An 18069-nucleotide genomic window follows, 5' to 3' on the forward strand; every position below is an offset into this window, starting at 1 on the left:
AGGAAAATCATGATACATACCATTCAAGCAGACTTTTACCGTCTTTTCCGTTCCAAAGGTTTTTGGATTACAGAGGTCATTCTCTTTTCTCTCATGCTAATGGGCGCAAGTATTGGAGCTACTGGCCATCTGATGGCAATCCAGACAGAAGAGCCAGAAATTCCAACCCATGGTTGGGACGGTGTACAAGCCCTGATTAACGCATCTAGTCAAGGTTCAAACCTCGTTTTTCTCTGTATTATTCTAACTTGTCTAGTTCTCGGTGTTGATTTAATCGGAAAACTCTATAAAAATAATTTAACAGTGGGTGTTTCTCGTACCGAGTTTTTCCTTGCCAAAGCCTTTGTATTGACTTGTATTGCACTTTTGCAAGTCATCATCTGTCTTGTGATTGCCTTTATTCCAGCAACTATCTTAAATGGATTTGGAACTATGCCTGATGGTTTTATTGGCAATCTACTGGTAACCATTTTCCTTCAATTCCTTTGCCTCCTTGCTTGGCTTTCCATTGTTTCCTTCATTCTCTATGTTAGTCATTCTTATCTTGCGGTATTTATTGGTTATTTGGTCAGCTCTATCTTACTTTCTATGCCAATGCTCATCTTCCCAAGTATCAAAATTTTGCCATATTTATCATTGCAGTTTTTCTATGCAATGACTGCTAATAGTGAATCCATTTTCTATACACTTATAGTTACTTTAGCTGTTATTGTAATTTTTAATATAAGTGGACTGGCAGTTTTCAAAAAGAAAAGTCTATAAAAAACTTCAAGCAGGTAGAGCCTGCTAACTCATGATAGAAAAAGAAGTTTACCTTATAATGAAGATGAACAATACAAATCCGTGGTCTTTATAGTAGATTGAATCTAGAATTGCACAATATCGCTTCTAAAATATTTCTTTAAATTCCTTAATAAATTTGTTTAGTTTTTATTTCAATCTACTATACTGTAGCTCTTCACAATTCCTTAGATTGGGTGGTAGAAAACATGTATTTTTTCAAATCATGACCACCCGTCAAACGGGTGGTTTGTCCCAGGACTATAAGCCCAAATTACCAGCCAGCGCCTAAAGACGCTGGCTTTCACTTTGTTCAAGACTTATTGCTCTTGACTCGTCACTTGCCTCTCAAAGAGGCTTGGATATTACTTACCACTATCCCTAAAGGGATTCTCATATTCTTTTACACTTAATTTATCTAGTGCTATATCATGCTTTACTCGTTCTCAAATTTTCATACTCGTGAAGAAATCATCCACTGGACCATTTCTTTAATCTTGGATATATTTCTTAATTGTGACTTCATTGAGTCCCACCGTACTCATATAATAACCTTCCGCCCAGAAATGCCGATTCTCAAACGTGTACTTGAGATTAGCGTGTTTGTCAAACATCATGAGAGCACTCTTACCTTTTAAATAACCCATGAAACTCGAAGTACTTATCCTCGGTGAAATACTGACTAACATATGTACATGATCTGGCATTAAGTGACCCTCGATAATTTCAACTACTTTATAACTACACAAGCGATGAAATATTTCGCCTAAACTACTTCCGATATTGATTATAGATAACTTTTCGTCTATACTTAGGGGTGAACACAATGTGATAGAACAGCGCCACTTTGTGTGCGATAAACTATGAGCCTTTTGTGCCATATTTTTCTCCTTTCGCTTTACAATTGGCTTGAATACCTTTATTGTATCGCGTTTGGAGTTTTTTTGTCTCACACCTAACGGAGAGAGACGGACTGAAAGTCACATAATAAAAAAGAAAGGACGAAATTTGTCCTTTCTTGAGTTTAGCTTATCTGCAACCCTCTACAGTTGACAAAGAACCTTCTTTTTATATCTCAGTCAATGGTGTTGCGGTATCTGGTGAGGTATCATAAACCTTAAAGTCTACTCCGACTCCCAGATCAGCTTGTGCTAGCTGATCGACCATGGTCATATGAGCCAGTTCCTTGATATTATTTTCTTTAGATAAATGCCCAAGGTAAATCTTCTTAGTACGATTTCCTAGCGTCCGAATCATAGCTTCAGCACCGTCCTCGTTAGAAAGGTGACCTAGATCTGATAGGATTCGTTGTTTGAGTCGCCAAGCGTAAGAACCTGCTCGCAAAATCTCTACATCATGATTGGACTCGATAAGATAGCCATCCGCATTTTCGACAATGCCAGCCATACGATCGCTAACATAACCTGTATCAGTCAGCATGACAAAACTCTTGTCATCCTTCATAAAGCGATAGAACTGCGGTGCGACTGCATCATGGCTCACACCAAAACTTTCGATGTCAATATCTCCAAAGGTTTTAGTTTTGCCCATTTCAAAGATATGCTTTTGGGAAGAATCTACCTTGCCAAGATACTTGCTATTTTCCATAGCCTGCCAGGTCTTTTCATTGGCATACAAATCCATACCATATTTACGAGCCAAAACACCCACTCCATGGATATGGTCTGAATGCTCATGCGTAATCAAGATAGCATCCAGATCTTCTGGTTTGCGATTAATTTCAGCAAGTAGGCTAGTAATTTTCTTACCAGACAAGCCGGCATCCACTAAAAGTTTCTTTTTTGGAGTTTCCAGATAAAAGGAATTTCCACTGGAACCCGACGCTAAAATACTGTATTTAAAGCCTGTTTCACTCATTCTAGTCTTCTACTTCATCCTCCCATACTTCTTCTTTCACTGCATCCTTATCATAAGGGAGCACAATGGTGAAGGTTGATCCCTTACCGTATTCACTCTTAGCCCAAATAAAACCCTCATGTTGTTTGACAATTTCTTTAGCAATTGCTAGTCCTAGACCCGTACCACCTTGGGCACGACTTCTAGCGCGATCCACACGATAAAAACGGTCAAAGATACGTGGTAAATCCTGCTTAGGAATACCTAAGCCTTGGTCTGAGATGGATAAAATCATCTGATCATCAGTTGTCTTCATGGTCACTGTGATTTTCCCACCATCTGGAGAATACTTGATGGCATTGTTAAGAATATTGTCAATCACCTGTGTCATCTTGTCTGTATCGATTTCTATCCAGACTGAAGTAATCGGATAATCCCTTACCAAATCATATTTCTTCTCTTCATCTGGTCCCCTCATCTTATCAAAACGGTTAAGAATAAAGGTAATAAAAGCAGTGAAATTAATCAGCTCTACATCCAAATGACTGGTTGCATTATCAATACGTGAAAGATGGAGAAGGTCTGTCACCATCCGCATCATACGGTTGGTTTCATCGAGAGAGACCTTGATAAAGTCTGGTGCGATAGGTTCTGATAAGGCTCCTTCATCCAAGGCTTCAAGATAAGATTTCACACTAGTTAGAGGAGTACGTAGCTCATGACTAACGTTGGAAACAAAGAGCCTCCGTTCGCGCTCTTCCTTCTCCTGCTCCGTCGTATCGTGTAAAACAGCAACCAGACCAGAAATAAAGCCAGACTCACGACGGATCAAAGCAAAACGTACACGAAGGCTTAGATACTCTCCATTTTGATCCTGGGAATCAATCATAAGCTCAGGAATCTGAGTGATCAAATCGCGAAGTTCATAGTCATCTGCAATCTTAAGCAATTCTAAAATACTTTTATTAAGAACATCTTCTTTCTGAACGCCTAATTGTTTCTTAGCCATGTCATTAATCATGGTAATCTTGCCACGACGATTGGTTGCAAGGACTCCGTCCGTCATGTAAGATAAGATACTATGTAATCTTTTACTCTCTTGTTCCAAATTTTCTTGAGTCAAACGAATTACTTCTGATAAATCATTGAGATTATTGGTAATATTAGTGATTTCAGAACTTCCCTGCATATCTAATACCTGAGAATAATCTCCTGCAATCAGGTCCTTTACCTTTTGATTGATTTTCTTCAACCGAATATTATCCCGACGATTTTCTAGTAAAAGCAAGGTCACGACTAAAATAAAGCCAAGTAGAATGAGGACAAAGATAAAATCACTAGTTAAAACTGTGTCTTTAATTAGTTTAATCATTATTTCTCATATAATAACCAACACCACGACGTGTTAGAATATACTCTGGACGACTTGGTGTGTCTTCAATCTTCTCACGCAAACGTCTGATAGTTACGTCGACTGTTCGAACATCTCCGAAATAGTCGTAACCCCAGACCGTTTCAAGCAAGTGTTCGCGTGTAATCACTTGACCGATATGAGAAGCCAAGTGGTACAAGAGTTCAAATTCACGGTGGGTTAAATCTAGTTCTTCACCATATTTTTTAGCCACGTAGGCATCTGGTACAATTTCTAAATCCCCAATTTGGATAGGCTGAGGTTTGCTATCTGCTTCCTGCTCATCTACTGGTATAGGCTGAGAACGACGAAGAAGAGCTTTAACACGCGCCTGCAACTCACGATTTGAGAAGGGTTTGGTCACATAGTCATCCGCTCCAAGCTCTAAACCGATAACCTTGTCAAATTCGCTATCTTTAGCTGAAAGCATGATAATAGGCACACTACTTGTCTTGCGAATAGTCTTCGCAACTTCTAAACCATCAATTTCTGGAAGCATCAAATCCAGAATAATAATATCTGGCTGCTCTGCTTCAAATTGTTCTAGGGCTTCACGACCATTAAAAGCAGTTACAACTTCGTAACCTTCCTTGGTCATATTAAACTTGATAATATCCGAGATTGGTTTTTCATCATCTACAATTAATATTTTTTTCATATGTTCACCTTTTTCTCTACTATTATACCAAAAAAATAGCAAGAAGACACAATAGCTAGTCTTTGCTATTGTCTAAGTTGACTTTTGCATAAGCCTGCCAGATTTTTTGTTGGGGTTTGGCAAGTGGATAATTCTTAAATTCTTCTGGTGAAAGCCAGCGAACTTCCCTATCTGAAAAATCATGGAAGTCACTCACCTGACCTGCTACAATTTGAACATGCCACTTGCGATGGCTAAAGACATGCTTGACAGTCTCAAAATAAACTTCAAGCCAATCCACTTCTAAGTCATAGTCCTGCTGGAAACTCTCTTCTGGACTGGGACCAAAGTTCACACTTTCTTCTGCAACCTGATGAAAGAGGTCAAACTGCTCTTCTTGCGAAAAGTTATCTACTTCTATCAAAGGGAAATGCCAAAAACCTGCCAAGAGCTTTTCACTTTCATTTTTTTCAAGTAAAAATTGTCCTTGATTATTTTTCACAACTAAGGCTTTAAGATAAATAGGAACTGGCTTTTTCTTGGGAGCCTTGATTGGATAACGGTCCATTGTGCCATTCTGATATGCCGCACTAAAGTCCTTAACTGGGCTTTCTTCTGGTCTGGGATTTACAGGCGCCTCAATATCCGAACCCAAGTCCATCAAGGCTTGGTTAAAGTCACCTGGTCGTTCTGGGTCAATCAAGATTTCCATCATTGTTTGAAAAATTTTGCGATTACTTGGAATACCAATATCGTGGTTGACTTCAAATAGACGCGCCAAAACACGCATGACATTACCATCTACAGCTGGCTCAGGCAAGTTAAAAGCAATACTGGAAATGGCTCCTGCAGTGTAAGGACCAATTCCTTTCAAACTGGAAATTCCTTCATAGGTATTTGGAAATTGACCCCCAAAGTCATCCATAATCTGCTGGGCCGCAGCCTGCATATTGCGTACTCGAGAATAATATCCCAGTCCCTCCCAAGCCTTCAACAAACGCTCTTCAGGCGCATTCGCCAAACTTTCTACTGTTGGGAACCAGTCCAAGAATCGTTCGTAGTATGGGATAACTGTATCCACCCTGGTCTGCTGGAGCATGATTTCAGATACCCAGATATGATAAGGATTTTTACTTCTACGCCAAGGTAAATCTCGTTTGTTTTCATCATACCAAGCGAGAAGTTTCTTACGGAAAGAACTAATCTTCTCCTCCGGCCACATGACGATACCGTATTCTTTCAAATCTAACATATCTCTAGTATAACACAGAAGATTTCACCTGTCTTTTTATCTGATTTATAATATTTTCAATAGATAGTATATAACTTTTCTATCTACTTAAATATTTGATATGACTTCAACTGAAAATCAATAAAGTATCGGAGAAGGTGATTATACACCTTCAAGGTTTGATTGTAAAACAAATAAGCTAGAGGTACAGGCTTATTGAAATAGTTGATAATCCTACTAATAAAAAATAAGAACTCATCACTTTTATAAAACAATGAAAATGCAGGTTGATATCATCCTAAAACAAGTGAAAAAAGGAAAAATAAAAGCCTACTGACCAAGCTAGAAAGCGTGATACAATAGGCTTTTTAAAGGCTAATTATTTAACAGCGTCTTTAAGAGCTTTACCAGCTTTGAATGCTGGAACTTTAGAAGCTGCAATTGTGATTTCTTTACCAGTTTGTGGGTTGCGACCTTTACGTGCAGCACGCTCACGAACTTCAAAGTTACCAAAACCGATCAATTGAACTTTTTCACCAGCTGCAAGGTAGTCAGCTACTGCTGCAAATACAGCTTCAACTGCTGCTGCTGAGTCTTTCTTAGTCAATTCTGTAGCTTCTGCTACTTTAGCGATCAAATCTTGTTTGTTTGCCATGTTAACGATTCCTCCAAATTAATTTCTAATTAACAAATATAATCATATCCTAAAATTCTTTATAGGTCAAGTTAAAAACGCTGTTTATTCGCATTTTCTTTATTTTTTTAGGAATGGTAACGTACCAAAATAGCCCATGCATTCTCGCCTGTATGAGTCTGAATAATAGAACCTGTTTCTAAAACAGAAATTGGCTTTTCAACATAAGCTTGTAAGCTTTCTTTCATCTCTTTTGCCCAATCAGCACTACCAGAATATGAAATTCCAATCTCTGCTACAGAACGTTCAGAGAGAGATGCTGTCAACTCATCCAACCATTTTTTAAAAGTTTTAGCTCCACGACCTTTAACAATTGGCTGCAATTCATGGTCCTTCATCTGCATGACAACACGGATATTGAGAAGTGAACTCAACAATCCGGTTACACGGCCAATTCGTCCACCTTTGACAAGATTTTCCAAAGTTGAAACGCCAATATAAAGTTCTGTGTGGTTTTTAACCTCTTCTACATGAGATAAAATGGTCTCCATGTCTTTGCCTTCTTGAGCTAATCTCGCAGCCTCAACAACTTGGAATTTCAAGGCTTGATCTGTAAAAGAGCTATCAAGAACAGTCACATCTGCAGTAGATAGGCTAGCACCTTGACGCGCTGCTTCTACAGTACCAGAAAGGGCATGGGACATATGAATAGCAAGAATCTGGCTACCATCTTTGCATAGGTCTTCAAACACTTCAGCAAAGACACCTACAGGTGGCTGACTTGTTTTCGGAAGATTCTTAGCTTCTTGCATCAACTGAAGAAATTTACCTTCTTCTTTCAAATCCGCATCAGAATAAACAACATTATCAATCATTACAGATAATGGAACAATTGTTATATCTAATTGTTTTACTAGTTCTGGTTCAATAGTAACAGATGAATCGGTTACAATCTTAATTTTTGTCATAGTATCAATCTTTCTATTTTAGGATTCAGATTGGTTTTCTCACATCTAATTATATCAAAAAAAGATTAAAAATCCTAATGGAGTCATTCAAATTTTCCTTAAAAATTTGATATAATCTACTTATAAGAAAAGAGGTTCCTATGATTAAAAAAATTTATCCCGTTTTAACCATTTTACTAGGTGCTGCCATTTATGCTTTTGGGCTAACTTATTTTGTAGTTCCTCATCACCTCTTTGAAGGAGGAGCGACAGGTATTACCCTCATCACCTTTTATCTTTTTAAAATCCCTGTTTCCCTCATGAACCTGCTGATTAACATTCCCCTTTTTATCCTAGCTTGGAAAATATTTGGAGCAAAATCCCTCTATTCTAGTTTGCTTGGAACCTTAGCTTTGTCCGCCTGGTTGGCTTTTTTTGAGCGTATTCCCCTTCATATTGATCTTCAAGGTGATTTACTGATTACTGCACTTATAGCGGGAATTCTATTGGGAATTGGCCTTGGAATTATCTTTAATGCTGGTGGTACAACTGGCGGAACTGATATTGTAGCTCGTATTATCAACAAATACACTCATATATCCATGGGGAAGCTGCTCTTTATCTTAGATTTTTGTATTCTTATGCTCATTCTCCTGATCTTCAAGGATTTGAGATTGGTTTCTTACACGCTCTTATTTGATTTTATCGTTTCTCGTGTTATTGACTTGATTGGTGAAGGAGGATATGCAGGTAAAGGCTTCATGATTATCACAAAACGTCCTGATCAACTTGCTAAGGCGATTAATGATGACCTAGGAAGAGGTGTTACTTTTATTTCCGGTCAAGGCTACTATAGTCAAAAAGATTTGAAGATTATCTACTGTATTGTCGGTAGAAATGAGATTGTGAAAATGAAGGAAATGATTCATCGAATTGACCCTCAAGCCTTTATCACGATCACAGAAGCCCATGAAATCCTTGGAGAAGGCTTCACCTTTGAAAAAGAATAAAAAGAGGTAGTGTAGTGACCTCAAAAGTTAGACTAAATCATCTATCTTTTGGGTTACAGACAACCTCTTTTTTAATTACTCAAACTCTTAAGACCAATTGCGAGCTACTTCTTCATCTGCCTTTAACTGATCCACTAATTGATCAACTGAGTCAAATTTGGTCATATCTCGAATGCGATCAAGCCAATAAACCATGACTGTTTCACCATAAATATCTTGATTAAAATCAAAAATATTGACTTCAAAACGTGCTTCTTCTCCATCAAAGGTCACATTTTTCCCGACACTAGCCATAGCACGATATTTCTGTCTTTGAATCTCAACATCAACCACGTAAACGCCATCTGCCGGCATATAAGTACGGTCTAAAAGCACCAAATTCGCTGTTGGATAACCAATCGTGCGACCTCGAGCATTGCCATGAACCACCATCCCTCTTGATGGAAGCGGCGCCCCCAAAAGTTCTCCTGCTTCTTTCACATTTCCGTCTAAAATAGCTTGCCGGATACGTGTTGAACTAATCTTTCCTTTCTCATCTTCTACAGGTGGGACAATAATAACTTCTCCATCAAAGTAATCCTTTAAGTTCTCTGCCGTTTTTTTGTCAGAGCCAAATGTATAATCAAAACCTGCAACAATAATTTTAGCATTCATAGCCTTGATATAGGTTGCAAAAAATTCTTCTGCCGTGAGACTAGCAAATTGACTACTAAAATCAAGAAGATATAATTCTTCTACACCTTCGCGCTTTAATTTTCTTTCACGTTCAGCAGGATTCAAAATATGTAAAAACAGATCAGGATGATAGGGCTCTAAAGCGATCTTTGGAGATTCATTAAAGGTCATAACGACGATAGGTAATAAATCTTTTCTCGCAGCCTTATTGGCAACACGAAATAATTCTTGATGCCCCTTATGTATACCATCAAAATAGCCGAGAACAACGACTGAATCAGATGGTGTGCCAATATCTTTTTGGTTTTTTATAGGAATAGTAATAATCATAAAATAATTATATCATAGTGATAGCTATTTCTGGAACAGAAAATCTGAAATGTCGTTTTTTTAACCTGAAATAACCATTTTTGCAAAATGCAGCACCGTGCAAACATATATTGACTCTGATATACTAGAATTACAAAAAAGAGGAACGATTGACAACATAAGCCATTCCTAATTTATTCTTATAGCATCACAATTTAGAGTCATTCTTGAGTGAAAAACTATAATAGTTGAATAGCCTGCACTAATATCGTAAAAAGCCAGCATTTTCTGACGCTGACTTTTTAACTGTGAAAAATATTTCTCAACTAGATTGCTTCTGTAACAAAACTACGGCTTTCAAGTACCTTAAGCATGGCATTAGCTGTATCTAGAGCTGTAAAGAGGGGCACTCCGTGTTCAATGGCTGAACGGCGAATCTGCTCACCATCTTCGTCAGCAGTTCGTTTGGTTCCTACTGTATTAATGATAGCTTGAATTCTTCCTTTACGAACAAAGCTTGGAATATCCTTATCGTCATCACCAATCTTACCAACAGGTTGGGCTTGCAATCCATGACTGGCAAAGAAGGCTGCTGTCCCTTCTGTCGCGAGGATACCATAGCCAATATTTTGGAAACGACGAGCCAAGTCCAAGGCTTCTTCTTTGGCATCATCAGCGATGGTAAATACAACGTTACCAAAAGTTGGCAAGTGTAAGTAAGAAGCTTCAAAGGCCTTATAGAGAGCTTTTTCCAAAGTCGTATCAGAACCCATAACTTCCCCTGTTGACTTCATTTCAGGACCAAGTAAGCTGTCTACCTTAGCTAGTTTGGTAAAGGAGAAGACAGGTGCCTTGATATGAACGCGAGTGCTTTCAGGGTAAAGTCCATCTTGGTAGCCAAGTTCTTCAAGTTTTTGACCAAGAATGAGCTTAGTTGCTACTTGAGCCATAGGGATATTGGTCACTTTAGAAAGAAATGGAACTGTACGGCTGGCACGTGGATTGACCTCAATAACATAGACTTTTTCATTTTTGATAACAAACTGGATGTTCATCATTCCAAGGCAGTTAAGACCGATTGCTAGGCGTTTAGTATAGTCTGCGATTGTTTCTTGCACCTTTTGCGACAAGGTTTGTGGTGGGTAAACGGCCATTGAGTCACCTGAGTGGACACCTGCACGTTCAATATGCTCCATGATACCTGGGATGAGGACATTTTGCCCGTCTGAAATGGCATCGACTTCACACTCTTGTCCGACGATATAAGAGTCAACAAGAACAGGGTGGTCCGGACTTGCCTTAACCGCAGTTCGCATGTAAGAACGAAGGTCTTCTTCGTTTTCAACGATTTCCATGGCGCGTCCACCCAAGACATAAGATGGGCGAACGAGGACTGGGAAGCCAATCTTGCGAGCTGCAAGGACTGCTTCTTCTTCATTGGTAGCCGTTTGTCCTGGTGGCTGTGGAATATCCAAGTCTTTGAGAGCTTGCTCAAAGAGGTCACGGTCTTCAGCTCGGTCTAGGTCGGCAACCTGTGTACCAAGGATGGTCACACCTGCTTTTGCCAATGGCTCCGCAAGGTTGATGGCTGTTTGACCACCGAACTGAACGATAACACCTTTTGGTTGCTCCAAGTCGATGACATTCATAACATCTTCAAATGTCAATGGCTCAAAGTAAAGCTTGTCTGATACAGAAAAGTCTGTTGAAACGGTCTCTGGGTTTGAGTTCATGATGATGGCTTCGTAGCCAGCAGCCTGGATAGCCTTAACCGAGTGAACAGTTGCGTAGTCAAACTCAACCCCTTGACCGATACGGATTGGACCTGAACCTAGAACTAGAACGGATTCCTTATCAGACTTGATAGACTCATTTTCCCATCCATAGGTTGAATAGAAGTATGGTGTTTCAGAGTCAAATTCTGCCGCACAAGTATCTACCATCTTATAAACTGGGACAATCTTGTTTTCCAAACGAAGTTGGCGGACTTGGTCAGCTGTCGTTTCCCAGAGTTCAGCAATCTTACGGTCTGAAAATCCATTAAGTTTGGCAGTTTTCAAAACGTCTAAATCTTGTGGATGAGCGCCCAATTCTTGCTCAATTTCAAAGATGTGCAAGAGTTTATCAAGATAGAAGATATCGATTTTTGTAAGCTCTGCAATCTCTTCAGGTGTATAACCACGACGAATAGCTTCTGATACGTAGAAAAGACGGTCATCTTGGGCTTTGACAACTTTTTCAATCAAGGCATCATCAGAAACTGATGCAAGTTCAGGCATTTCATTGTGGTGCACACCAATTTCAAGGGAACGACAAGCTTTAAGGAGAGATTCTTCGATGTTTCGACCGATTGCCATGACTTCTCCAGTTGCCTTCATCTGTGTCCCAAGACGGCGCTCACCTTTTTCAAACTTGTCAAATGGGAAACGTGGAATCTTGGCAACAACGTAGTCAAGGGCAGGCTCAAACATGGCATAGGTTGAACCCGTGACTGGGTTAATAACCTCATCCAAGGTCAAACCTACAGCAATCTTAGCAGCCAATTTTGCAATCGGATACCCTGTCGCCTTAGATGCCAGGGCTGAAGAACGAGACACACGAGGGTTTACTTCGATGACATAGTACTTGAAGCTGTGGGGATCAAGGGCTAGCTGAACGTTACATCCCCCTTCAATCTTAAGGGCACGAATGATGCTCAAGCTCGCGTCACGAAGCATTTGGTTTTCATAGTCTGACATGGTTTGCGCAGGGGCAAATACAATGGAATCCCCTGTGTGAATCCCAACTGGGTCAAAGTTTTCCATGTTACAAACAACCAAAGCATTGTCAGCTGAGTCACGCATCACTTCGTATTCGATTTCCTTGAAACCTGCGATTGAACGTTCAATCAAACATTGGGTAACAGGTGACAATTTCAAACCATTTTCAGCGATTTCACGCAATTCTTCCTCGTTTGCACACATACCACCTCCAGTACCACCAAGTGTAAAGGCTGGACGAACGATGACTGGGTAGCCAATTGTTGCTGCAAAGGTAACAGCTTCTTCGACGGTGTTGACAATTTCAGATTCTGGGATTGGTTGGTTGAGCTCTTCCATCAATTGTTTAAAGAGGTCACGGTCCTCCGCTTGGTCAATGGCAGATAGTTTAGTACCCAGAAGCTCAACACCAAGTTCATCTAGGATACCATTTTTAGATAATTCCATGGCCATGTTGAGACCTGTCTGACCACCGAGTGTTGGTAGCAAGGCATCTGGACGTTCCTTACGAAGAATACGTGTCACAAACTCAAGTGTAATTGGTTCAATATAAACCTTATCAGCAATTTCCTTGTCCGTCATGATAGTTGCAGGATTTGAGTTAACCAAGACAACCTCATAACCTTCCTCTTTCAAAGACAAGCAAGCCTGGGTCCCAGCGTAGTCAAACTCAGCAGCCTGACCAATAATAATCGGACCAGAACCAATCACCATAATTTTTTGAATATCAGTACGTTTAGGCATATATAAGATATTAAGGGCGTCAAGCGGACAAAGCTAAAATAGGAGTTATGACGAAGAACTGTCAGTTCTAGGAATAACTATCTTTTTAGCACCGTCCGTAGCCCGTATTCAGTTCAGCAAATACGGAGCACCCTTCTCCTTTCTATTCGTCGCCTCACAGAGCGACATTAAATAAATTCTCCGACGATTTTTTAGCGAAACGATACTTTTCGGTAAAAAATCTAGTGCAGGGAGTTTTTAGTTCGCCTGATAGCGACTAAAAGAAACGACCTGCCTTTCTATTCGGCAACTCTCAGGTTGCCATTAAATAAGATACAAAGGACGAATAGAAAGCGATTGAATTTTAGGAAACCCAGGAAGGATTGACAATCCAAATTGGTTTCTCTAAATTCCGATCTTTCCGTCCGTGTTCAGTTACATAAATTCTCCGACGAGCTTTTACTCGTTCTTAGTTTGATTGTTTAAAAGCTTCCATCATCTCGATAAACTCGTCGAATAGGTAGCTTGCGTCGTGTGGACCAGGGGCTGCGTCTGGGTGGTATTGGACAGAGAAAGCAGGTTGGTATCTGTGGCGAACTCCTTCAACTGACTTATCATTGATTTCTTCGTGGGTAATGATTAAGTGCTCTGGCAAGTCCTCACGGCTGACTGCATAACCATGGTTCTGGCTAGTAAAGTCTACTCGTCCTGTAGCAATTTCGCGTACTGCATGGTTAAAGCCACGGTGACCAAACTTCATCTTGTAAGTCTTTGCCCCGTTTGCCATGGCGAAGAGTTGGTGCCCCATACAAATACCAAAAATTGGAATTTTTCCTTGCACACCGCGAATCATATCTAGTGCCTGTGGAACGTCTTCGGGGTTACCTGGACCATTTGACAACATAACTCCGTCAGGATTGAGATGGAGAATTTCTTCAGCCGTTGTCGAATAAGGAACGACGGTCACGTTACAGTTGCGTTTAGAAAGCTCACGTAAGATTGAGTGCTTGAGACCAAAGTCCACTAGCACCACGCTCAAACCAACTCCTGGAGCTGGATATGAAGTTTTAGTAGAAACCTGCTTGATATTGTCTGTCGGCAAGACTGTTGCTTGGAGCTGGTCCGTCACATGATCCATGCTGTCTCCAACATGGGTCAAGGTTGCACGCATAGTACCATGCTTACGGATAATCTTAGTAAGGGCACGCGTATCAATTCCTGAAATACCCGGGATCTTCTTGGCTTTCAAAAATTCATCCAGCGTCATTTGATTTCGCCAGTTGCTTGCTCTACGTGCTTCTTCGAAAACAACGACTCCCTTACAAGTTGGAATAATAGATTCGTAATCATCACGGTTAATTCCATAATTTCCCACCAAAGGATAAGTAAAGGTCAAGATTTGTCCATTATAAGACTGGTCTGTAATGGATTCTTGGTAGCCGGTCATCCCTGTATTAAAGACGATTTCACCTGTTACATCAATATCTGCTCCGAAGGCCTTGCCTTCAAAAACTGTGCCATCTTCTAATACTAGAAGTCTTTTTGTCATATTTTCACCTCTCGTGGACGCTCACTGGCGTCTTTTAACGTCTTGTGTTTTAGTTGGCGTTTCTACTCGCCAGTACGGATTCTAAGATTGCCATTCGAACAAAGACACCATTGGTCATTTGTTGTACAATCCGTGATTTTGGTGCTTCAACCAAGTGATCTGCAATTTCTACATCACGATTGACTGGAGCTGGGTGCATGAGGATTGCTGTTTCTTTCAAACGGTCATAACGTTCTTGAGTCAAGCCATGTTGGGCATGGTAGTCTTCTTTTGAAAAGACAGCCCCACTATCATGGCGTTCATGTTGCACACGGAGAAACATCATGACATCCACCTGATCAATGATTTCATCAATAGTTACAAACTGTCCATAGTCTGCAAACTCTTGACTTCTCCATTCCTCAGGTCCAGCAAAATAAAGTTCTGCACCTAAGCGTTTCAAAATCTGCATATTGGATTTGGCAACGCGTGAATGGTCCAAGTCACCTGCAATCGCAACCTTGAGACCCTCAAAGTGACCAAATTCCTCATAAATGGTCATCAAATCAAGCAAGCTCTGGCTAGGGTGTTGTCCCGAACCATCTCCACCATTGATGATGGAAGTCGTAATCGTCGGACTCGCAATTAACTCTCTGTAGTACTCAACCTCTGGGTGGCGAATCACACAGACGTCAACTCCTAAAGCAGATAGAGTCAGAATGGTATCATAAAGTGTCTCACCCTTATTAACCGAGCTGGTCTTCACATCAAAGTCAAGTCGTTCCAGCCCCAATTTAATCTCTGCCACTTCAAAGGACTTATGCGTCCGTGTAGAATCCTCAAAGAAAAGATTGGAAACAATCGGATGGTCTTCATAAGGAAGCTGAGCTCCGTTTTTAAACTCAATTCCTCGCTTGATCAATTTCATGACTTGATCGACAGTGAGGTCTTCCATGGACACCACATGGTTCAATGCTTGTTGATTTTCTGACATGGCTACTCCTTTAGCTTTCTAAGCTTCTTCAGTAATCAGAACTCTGTCTTGGCCATCAAGTTCTGCCATCTCTACGATGATTTCTTCAGAACGACTGGTTGGGATATTTTTTCCAACGTAATCTGGACGGATTGGCAATTCTCTATGTCCACGATCGACTAGAACGGCTAAACTCACGCGCGCAGGACGACCATGACCGACAATATTATCAATAGCAGCACGGATGGTACGACCTGTATAGAGCACATCATCCACCAAGATAACTTCACGGTCTGTCACATCGACAGAAACCAAAGAAGTATCTTCTCCACTTTTAATATCATCACGGAAAGGTTTGGTATCCAATTCCACAACAGGAACTGAAAGATTTTCTAACTGCTCCAAGCGTTCTTGGATTCGGTGGGCGATAAAGACACCACGAGTTTTAATACCAGCCAAGACGATTTTGTTCAAATCTTTGTTACGTTCGATAATCTCGTAAGTAATACGCGTAATCGCTCGTTTGACGGTCAATTCGTCTACAACTTCTTTTGTCTTCATGACAAACCTCCAAAAAGAAAAGTCTCCTTAAACAAGGAGACTTGAAATGTATAGCTAAGCGAGCCCTACTACAAATAGTATAGACTTCACCCTTCTACTTTATCACGCTCCTTGCCTGCCTCACGGGACAGGTTTAAAGGAATATTTAGTTATCAAATACTATAGCACAAAGCAGACCTAAAATCAAGCAAAAACTTTTGAGCCCCATCTTATAAATTGCTAAAATCATATAATTGTGGGTACTGGTCACACTCTGGATTTTTAGGATGACAAATAGCTCTTCCAAAATAAATCATGGCCTGATGGGCAGCTAACCACTGCTCCGGCGGCAAGATATCCATGACCCGCTTTTCAACCTCAAGTGGCGTCGATGATTTTTTGACGATATCGTGGTGTTTGCAAATACGCTCCACATGAGTATCCACTGCAAAAGCTGGAATCCCAAACCCCACACTCATGACAACATTGGCTGTCTTGCGACCAACACCTGCTAAACTCTCCAATTCCTCACGTGTCTGAGGGACCTGACCATCAAAATCGTCTAGTAACTGTTGGGCACATTTTTTAAGAAATTTAGCCTTGTTCCGATACAGTCCCAGGCGAGAAATGTGTGAAGCAATCTCACTCTCTGTCGCTAAAGACATGGCTTGTGGCGTTGGAAAGGCAGCAAAGAGACCTGGCGTGGCCTTATTTACAGCTGCATCCGTTGTCTGAGCTGACAACATGACCGCAACCAAGAGTTCAAAATTATTGGTAAAATCAAGACTGGGCTTGGCATCTGGAAACAGAGCAATGATTTCTTCCAGCACTTTTCGTGCTCGTTTTTTTGACAAGACCATTATTCGTCTCCATCAAATAGTCCTTGTAAGCCAGCAAAAGGACTGTTTTCTTCTTTCTTAACTGCTTGTTGAGCTTGGTATTCTTCCTCTGTCATGATTTGCCAGTCATTTCCTGACACAAATCCTTGACCAGCTTCTTCTTCAGCTGTCAAGACCTTGATAGGGATATTAAGCAGGATATTGTCTGACACGCTCTCAGCAAGGTCAAGTTCTCCATTTTTGATAGGCAAGACCAAATCATCATCTAGAACTTCTTGATCTAGCTGGTTAGTTGCGCCTTCCATGAAAACTTCCGTGACTGGATAAGATTCAACTAACTCAACTGGATCCATACTGCGACTTGAAGCAAGAACAATGGTATAAGATAGTTGATAATCTAAGAAATACATACGGTCTTCATACTGTACTTTCCCAACTGCAAGGATATCTTTTACATCTAAAATTTCTTGATTGCGTGCACGCAGATCTGCGGCTAAGTCTAACGTTTGTTCAAAATGCAAGCCCTCAGACTGCTTACGAATTTCTTGAATATTTAATTTCATACTTCCTCCATAAAGATTTACTCTCTTGATTATACCATGAAAAGGCTACAAATCAGCCCACCAAACTTTGTAATTAAAATTTAAATTTTTGACATATTCACTATTATGTTTTTGTTTTTCAATGCTATACTATAGACAATAATACATCAGAGCAAGGAGGATGCTCACATGGAAGATAAAGAACTCATTACTAATGCTTACCACTCGTATTTTAGAGGTATTTTAGAGATTTGAATTTCCAGTTTTCTGTTGACAAAATATCCTGAAAGGTATAGGATAGAGGTACCAATACTCGGAGGTAAGTGAGACATGAACAACTAAGTCTATCAAATAAAGAACCTTTATTTAGTAGATCTTGTTTTTGTCTCTTTTTGTGTGCTCTTTTATGCTCTTTCTTCTGGCATTTTATACTCAATGAAAATCAAAGATCAAACTAGGAAGCTAGCCGCAGGTTGCTCAAAGCACTGGTTTGAGGTTGTAGATAAGACTGACGAAGTCAGCTCAAAACACTGTTTTGAGGTTGTGGATAGAACTGACGAAGTCAGTAACCATATCTACGGTAAGGCGACGCTGACGTGGTTTGAAGAGATTTTCGAAGAGTATTAATAGAGTTTTTTGACATAGACTTTGGGCTCTACTAGGTAAAGTAGAGC

Annotated in this window: 17 protein-coding genes; 3 read left to right on the forward strand and 14 right to left on the reverse strand. The window is 40.2% G+C overall.

Annotation, left to right across the window (positions count from 1 at the left end; all coding sequences use genetic code 11):
* The first annotated feature begins 9 nt into the window (after positions 1 to 9).
* Positions 10 to 762 carry an ABC transporter permease gene (locus ACORHU_RS05120; protein WP_434363795.1) on the forward strand — a complete coding sequence of 251 codons (753 nt, stop codon included), beginning with the start codon at positions 10 to 12 and terminating at the stop codon, positions 760 to 762.
* A 509-nt stretch (positions 763 to 1271) separates the two neighbouring features.
* Here ACORHU_RS05120 and tnpA read toward each other — a convergent pair.
* The 7 genes from tnpA to ACORHU_RS05155 form a co-directional block, all read right to left on the reverse strand.
* Positions 1272 to 1661 carry an IS200/IS605 family transposase gene (tnpA, locus tag ACORHU_RS05125; RefSeq protein WP_414337681.1) on the reverse strand — a complete coding sequence of 130 codons (390 nt, stop codon included), beginning with the start codon at positions 1659 to 1661 and terminating at the stop codon, positions 1272 to 1274.
* 187 nt (positions 1662 to 1848) lie between these two features.
* A complete protein-coding gene (locus tag ACORHU_RS05130; protein ID WP_414337684.1) occupies positions 1849 to 2658 on the reverse strand; it encodes an MBL fold metallo-hydrolase in 810 nt (269 codons plus the stop codon).
* A gap of 1 nt (position 2659) precedes the next feature.
* Positions 2660 to 4009: a cell wall metabolism sensor histidine kinase VicK gene (vicK, locus tag ACORHU_RS05135; RefSeq protein ID WP_414337687.1), complete on the reverse strand. Its 1350-nt coding sequence runs from the start codon at positions 4007 to 4009 to the stop codon at positions 2660 to 2662.
* Complete coding sequence (gene yycF / locus ACORHU_RS05140) at positions 4002 to 4706, reverse strand: response regulator YycF (RefSeq protein WP_000722066.1); 705 nt, start codon at positions 4704 to 4706, stop codon at positions 4002 to 4004. The genes vicK and yycF overlap by 8 nt, the downstream gene beginning before the upstream one ends.
* A 55-nt stretch (positions 4707 to 4761) precedes the next feature.
* Positions 4762 to 5937, reverse strand: coding sequence for an A/G-specific adenine glycosylase (mutY, locus tag ACORHU_RS05145; RefSeq protein WP_414337689.1), 1176 nt, complete (start codon positions 5935 to 5937; stop codon positions 4762 to 4764).
* A 358-nt stretch (positions 5938 to 6295) separates the two neighbouring features.
* Complete coding sequence (locus ACORHU_RS05150; protein ID WP_001284637.1) at positions 6296 to 6571, reverse strand: HU family DNA-binding protein; 276 nt, start codon at positions 6569 to 6571, stop codon at positions 6296 to 6298.
* Between the two features lie 107 nt (positions 6572 to 6678).
* Positions 6679 to 7518 (reverse strand): DegV family protein, encoded by an 840-nt coding sequence (locus ACORHU_RS05155; RefSeq protein ID WP_061759122.1) that lies wholly within the window; start codon positions 7516 to 7518, stop codon positions 6679 to 6681.
* A 140-nt stretch (positions 7519 to 7658) separates the two neighbouring features.
* Between ACORHU_RS05155 and ACORHU_RS05160 the strand changes: the two genes are divergently transcribed.
* Positions 7659 to 8507, forward strand: coding sequence for a YitT family protein (locus ACORHU_RS05160; RefSeq protein ID WP_061759123.1), 849 nt, complete (start codon positions 7659 to 7661; stop codon positions 8505 to 8507).
* Positions 8508 to 8594: 87 nt separating this feature from the next.
* Here ACORHU_RS05160 and ACORHU_RS05165 read toward each other — a convergent pair whose 3' ends face one another.
* The 7 genes from ACORHU_RS05165 to ACORHU_RS05195 form a co-directional block, all read right to left on the reverse strand.
* Positions 8595 to 9512 carry a bifunctional riboflavin kinase/FAD synthetase gene (locus tag ACORHU_RS05165; RefSeq protein WP_173217838.1) on the reverse strand — a complete coding sequence of 306 codons (918 nt, stop codon included), beginning with the start codon at positions 9510 to 9512 and terminating at the stop codon, positions 8595 to 8597.
* Positions 9513 to 9817: 305 nt separating this feature from the next.
* Positions 9818 to 12994, reverse strand: a complete 3177-nt coding sequence (carB, locus tag ACORHU_RS05170; RefSeq protein ID WP_434363796.1) for a carbamoyl-phosphate synthase large subunit — start codon at positions 12992 to 12994, stop codon at positions 9818 to 9820.
* A 448-nt stretch (positions 12995 to 13442) separates the two neighbouring features.
* Positions 13443 to 14522 (reverse strand): carbamoyl phosphate synthase small subunit, encoded by a 1080-nt coding sequence (locus ACORHU_RS05175; RefSeq protein ID WP_000166853.1) that lies wholly within the window; start codon positions 14520 to 14522, stop codon positions 13443 to 13445.
* A gap of 49 nt (positions 14523 to 14571) precedes the next feature.
* A complete protein-coding gene (locus tag ACORHU_RS05180; protein ID WP_153196712.1) occupies positions 14572 to 15495 on the reverse strand; it encodes an aspartate carbamoyltransferase catalytic subunit in 924 nt (307 codons plus the stop codon).
* 18 nt (positions 15496 to 15513) lie between these two features.
* Positions 15514 to 16035: a bifunctional pyr operon transcriptional regulator/uracil phosphoribosyltransferase PyrR gene (gene pyrR, locus ACORHU_RS05185; protein WP_061759127.1), complete on the reverse strand. Its 522-nt coding sequence runs from the start codon at positions 16033 to 16035 to the stop codon at positions 15514 to 15516.
* A 209-nt stretch (positions 16036 to 16244) separates the two neighbouring features.
* Positions 16245 to 16874, reverse strand: coding sequence for an endonuclease III (gene nth, locus ACORHU_RS05190; RefSeq protein WP_153196710.1), 630 nt, complete (start codon positions 16872 to 16874; stop codon positions 16245 to 16247).
* Positions 16874 to 17416: a YceD family protein gene (locus ACORHU_RS05195; RefSeq protein WP_153196708.1), complete on the reverse strand. Its 543-nt coding sequence runs from the start codon at positions 17414 to 17416 to the stop codon at positions 16874 to 16876. The genes nth and ACORHU_RS05195 overlap by 1 nt, the downstream gene beginning before the upstream one ends.
* Positions 17417 to 17830: 414 nt before the next feature.
* Between ACORHU_RS05195 and ACORHU_RS05200 the strand changes: the two genes are divergently transcribed.
* On the forward strand, positions 17831 to 18022 hold the full coding sequence (locus tag ACORHU_RS05200; protein ID WP_228112168.1) for a hypothetical protein: 192 nt from the start codon (positions 17831 to 17833) through the stop codon (positions 18020 to 18022).
* The last annotated feature ends 47 nt before the right edge of the window (positions 18023 to 18069 follow it).

Origin of the sequence: Streptococcus sp. KHUD_015, from assembly GCF_051106265.1 — a bacterium.
Lineage (GTDB): Bacteria > Bacillota > Bacilli > Lactobacillales > Streptococcaceae > Streptococcus.

Bases quoted from the DNA above. Each gene is read 5' to 3' on its own strand.
- ACORHU_RS05120 (WP_434363795.1), top strand. From the start codon at position 10: ATGATACATACCATTCAAGCAGACTTTTACCGTCTTTTCCGTTCCAAA.
- tnpA (WP_414337681.1), bottom strand. From the start codon at position 1,661: ATGGCACAAAAGGCTCATAGTTTATCGCACACAAAGTGGCGCTGTTCT.
- ACORHU_RS05130 (WP_414337684.1), bottom strand. From the start codon at position 2,658: ATGAGTGAAACAGGCTTTAAATACAGTATTTTAGCGTCGGGTTCCAGT.
- vicK (WP_414337687.1), bottom strand. From the start codon at position 4,009: ATGATTAAACTAATTAAAGACACAGTTTTAACTAGTGATTTTATCTTT.
- yycF (WP_000722066.1), bottom strand. From the start codon at position 4,706: ATGAAAAAAATATTAATTGTAGATGATGAAAAACCAATCTCGGATATT.
- mutY (WP_414337689.1), bottom strand. From the start codon at position 5,937: ATGTTAGATTTGAAAGAATACGGTATCGTCATGTGGCCGGAGGAGAAG.
- ACORHU_RS05150 (WP_001284637.1), bottom strand. From the start codon at position 6,571: ATGGCAAACAAACAAGATTTGATCGCTAAAGTAGCAGAAGCTACAGAA.
- ACORHU_RS05155 (WP_061759122.1), bottom strand. From the start codon at position 7,518: ATGACAAAAATTAAGATTGTAACCGATTCATCTGTTACTATTGAACCA.
- ACORHU_RS05160 (WP_061759123.1), top strand. From the start codon at position 7,659: ATGATTAAAAAAATTTATCCCGTTTTAACCATTTTACTAGGTGCTGCC.
- ACORHU_RS05165 (WP_173217838.1), bottom strand. From the start codon at position 9,512: ATGATTATTACTATTCCTATAAAAAACCAAAAAGATATTGGCACACCA.
- carB (WP_434363796.1), bottom strand. From the start codon at position 12,994: ATGCCTAAACGTACTGATATTCAAAAAATTATGGTGATTGGTTCTGGT.
- ACORHU_RS05175 (WP_000166853.1), bottom strand. From the start codon at position 14,522: ATGACAAAAAGACTTCTAGTATTAGAAGATGGCACAGTTTTTGAAGGC.
- ACORHU_RS05180 (WP_153196712.1), bottom strand. From the start codon at position 15,495: ATGTCAGAAAATCAACAAGCATTGAACCATGTGGTGTCCATGGAAGAC.
- pyrR (WP_061759127.1), bottom strand. From the start codon at position 16,035: ATGAAGACAAAAGAAGTTGTAGACGAATTGACCGTCAAACGAGCGATT.
- nth (WP_153196710.1), bottom strand. From the start codon at position 16,874: ATGGTCTTGTCAAAAAAACGAGCACGAAAAGTGCTGGAAGAAATCATT.
- ACORHU_RS05195 (WP_153196708.1), bottom strand. From the start codon at position 17,416: ATGAAATTAAATATTCAAGAAATTCGTAAGCAGTCTGAGGGCTTGCAT.
- ACORHU_RS05200 (WP_228112168.1), top strand. From the start codon at position 17,831: ATGAAAATCAAAGATCAAACTAGGAAGCTAGCCGCAGGTTGCTCAAAG.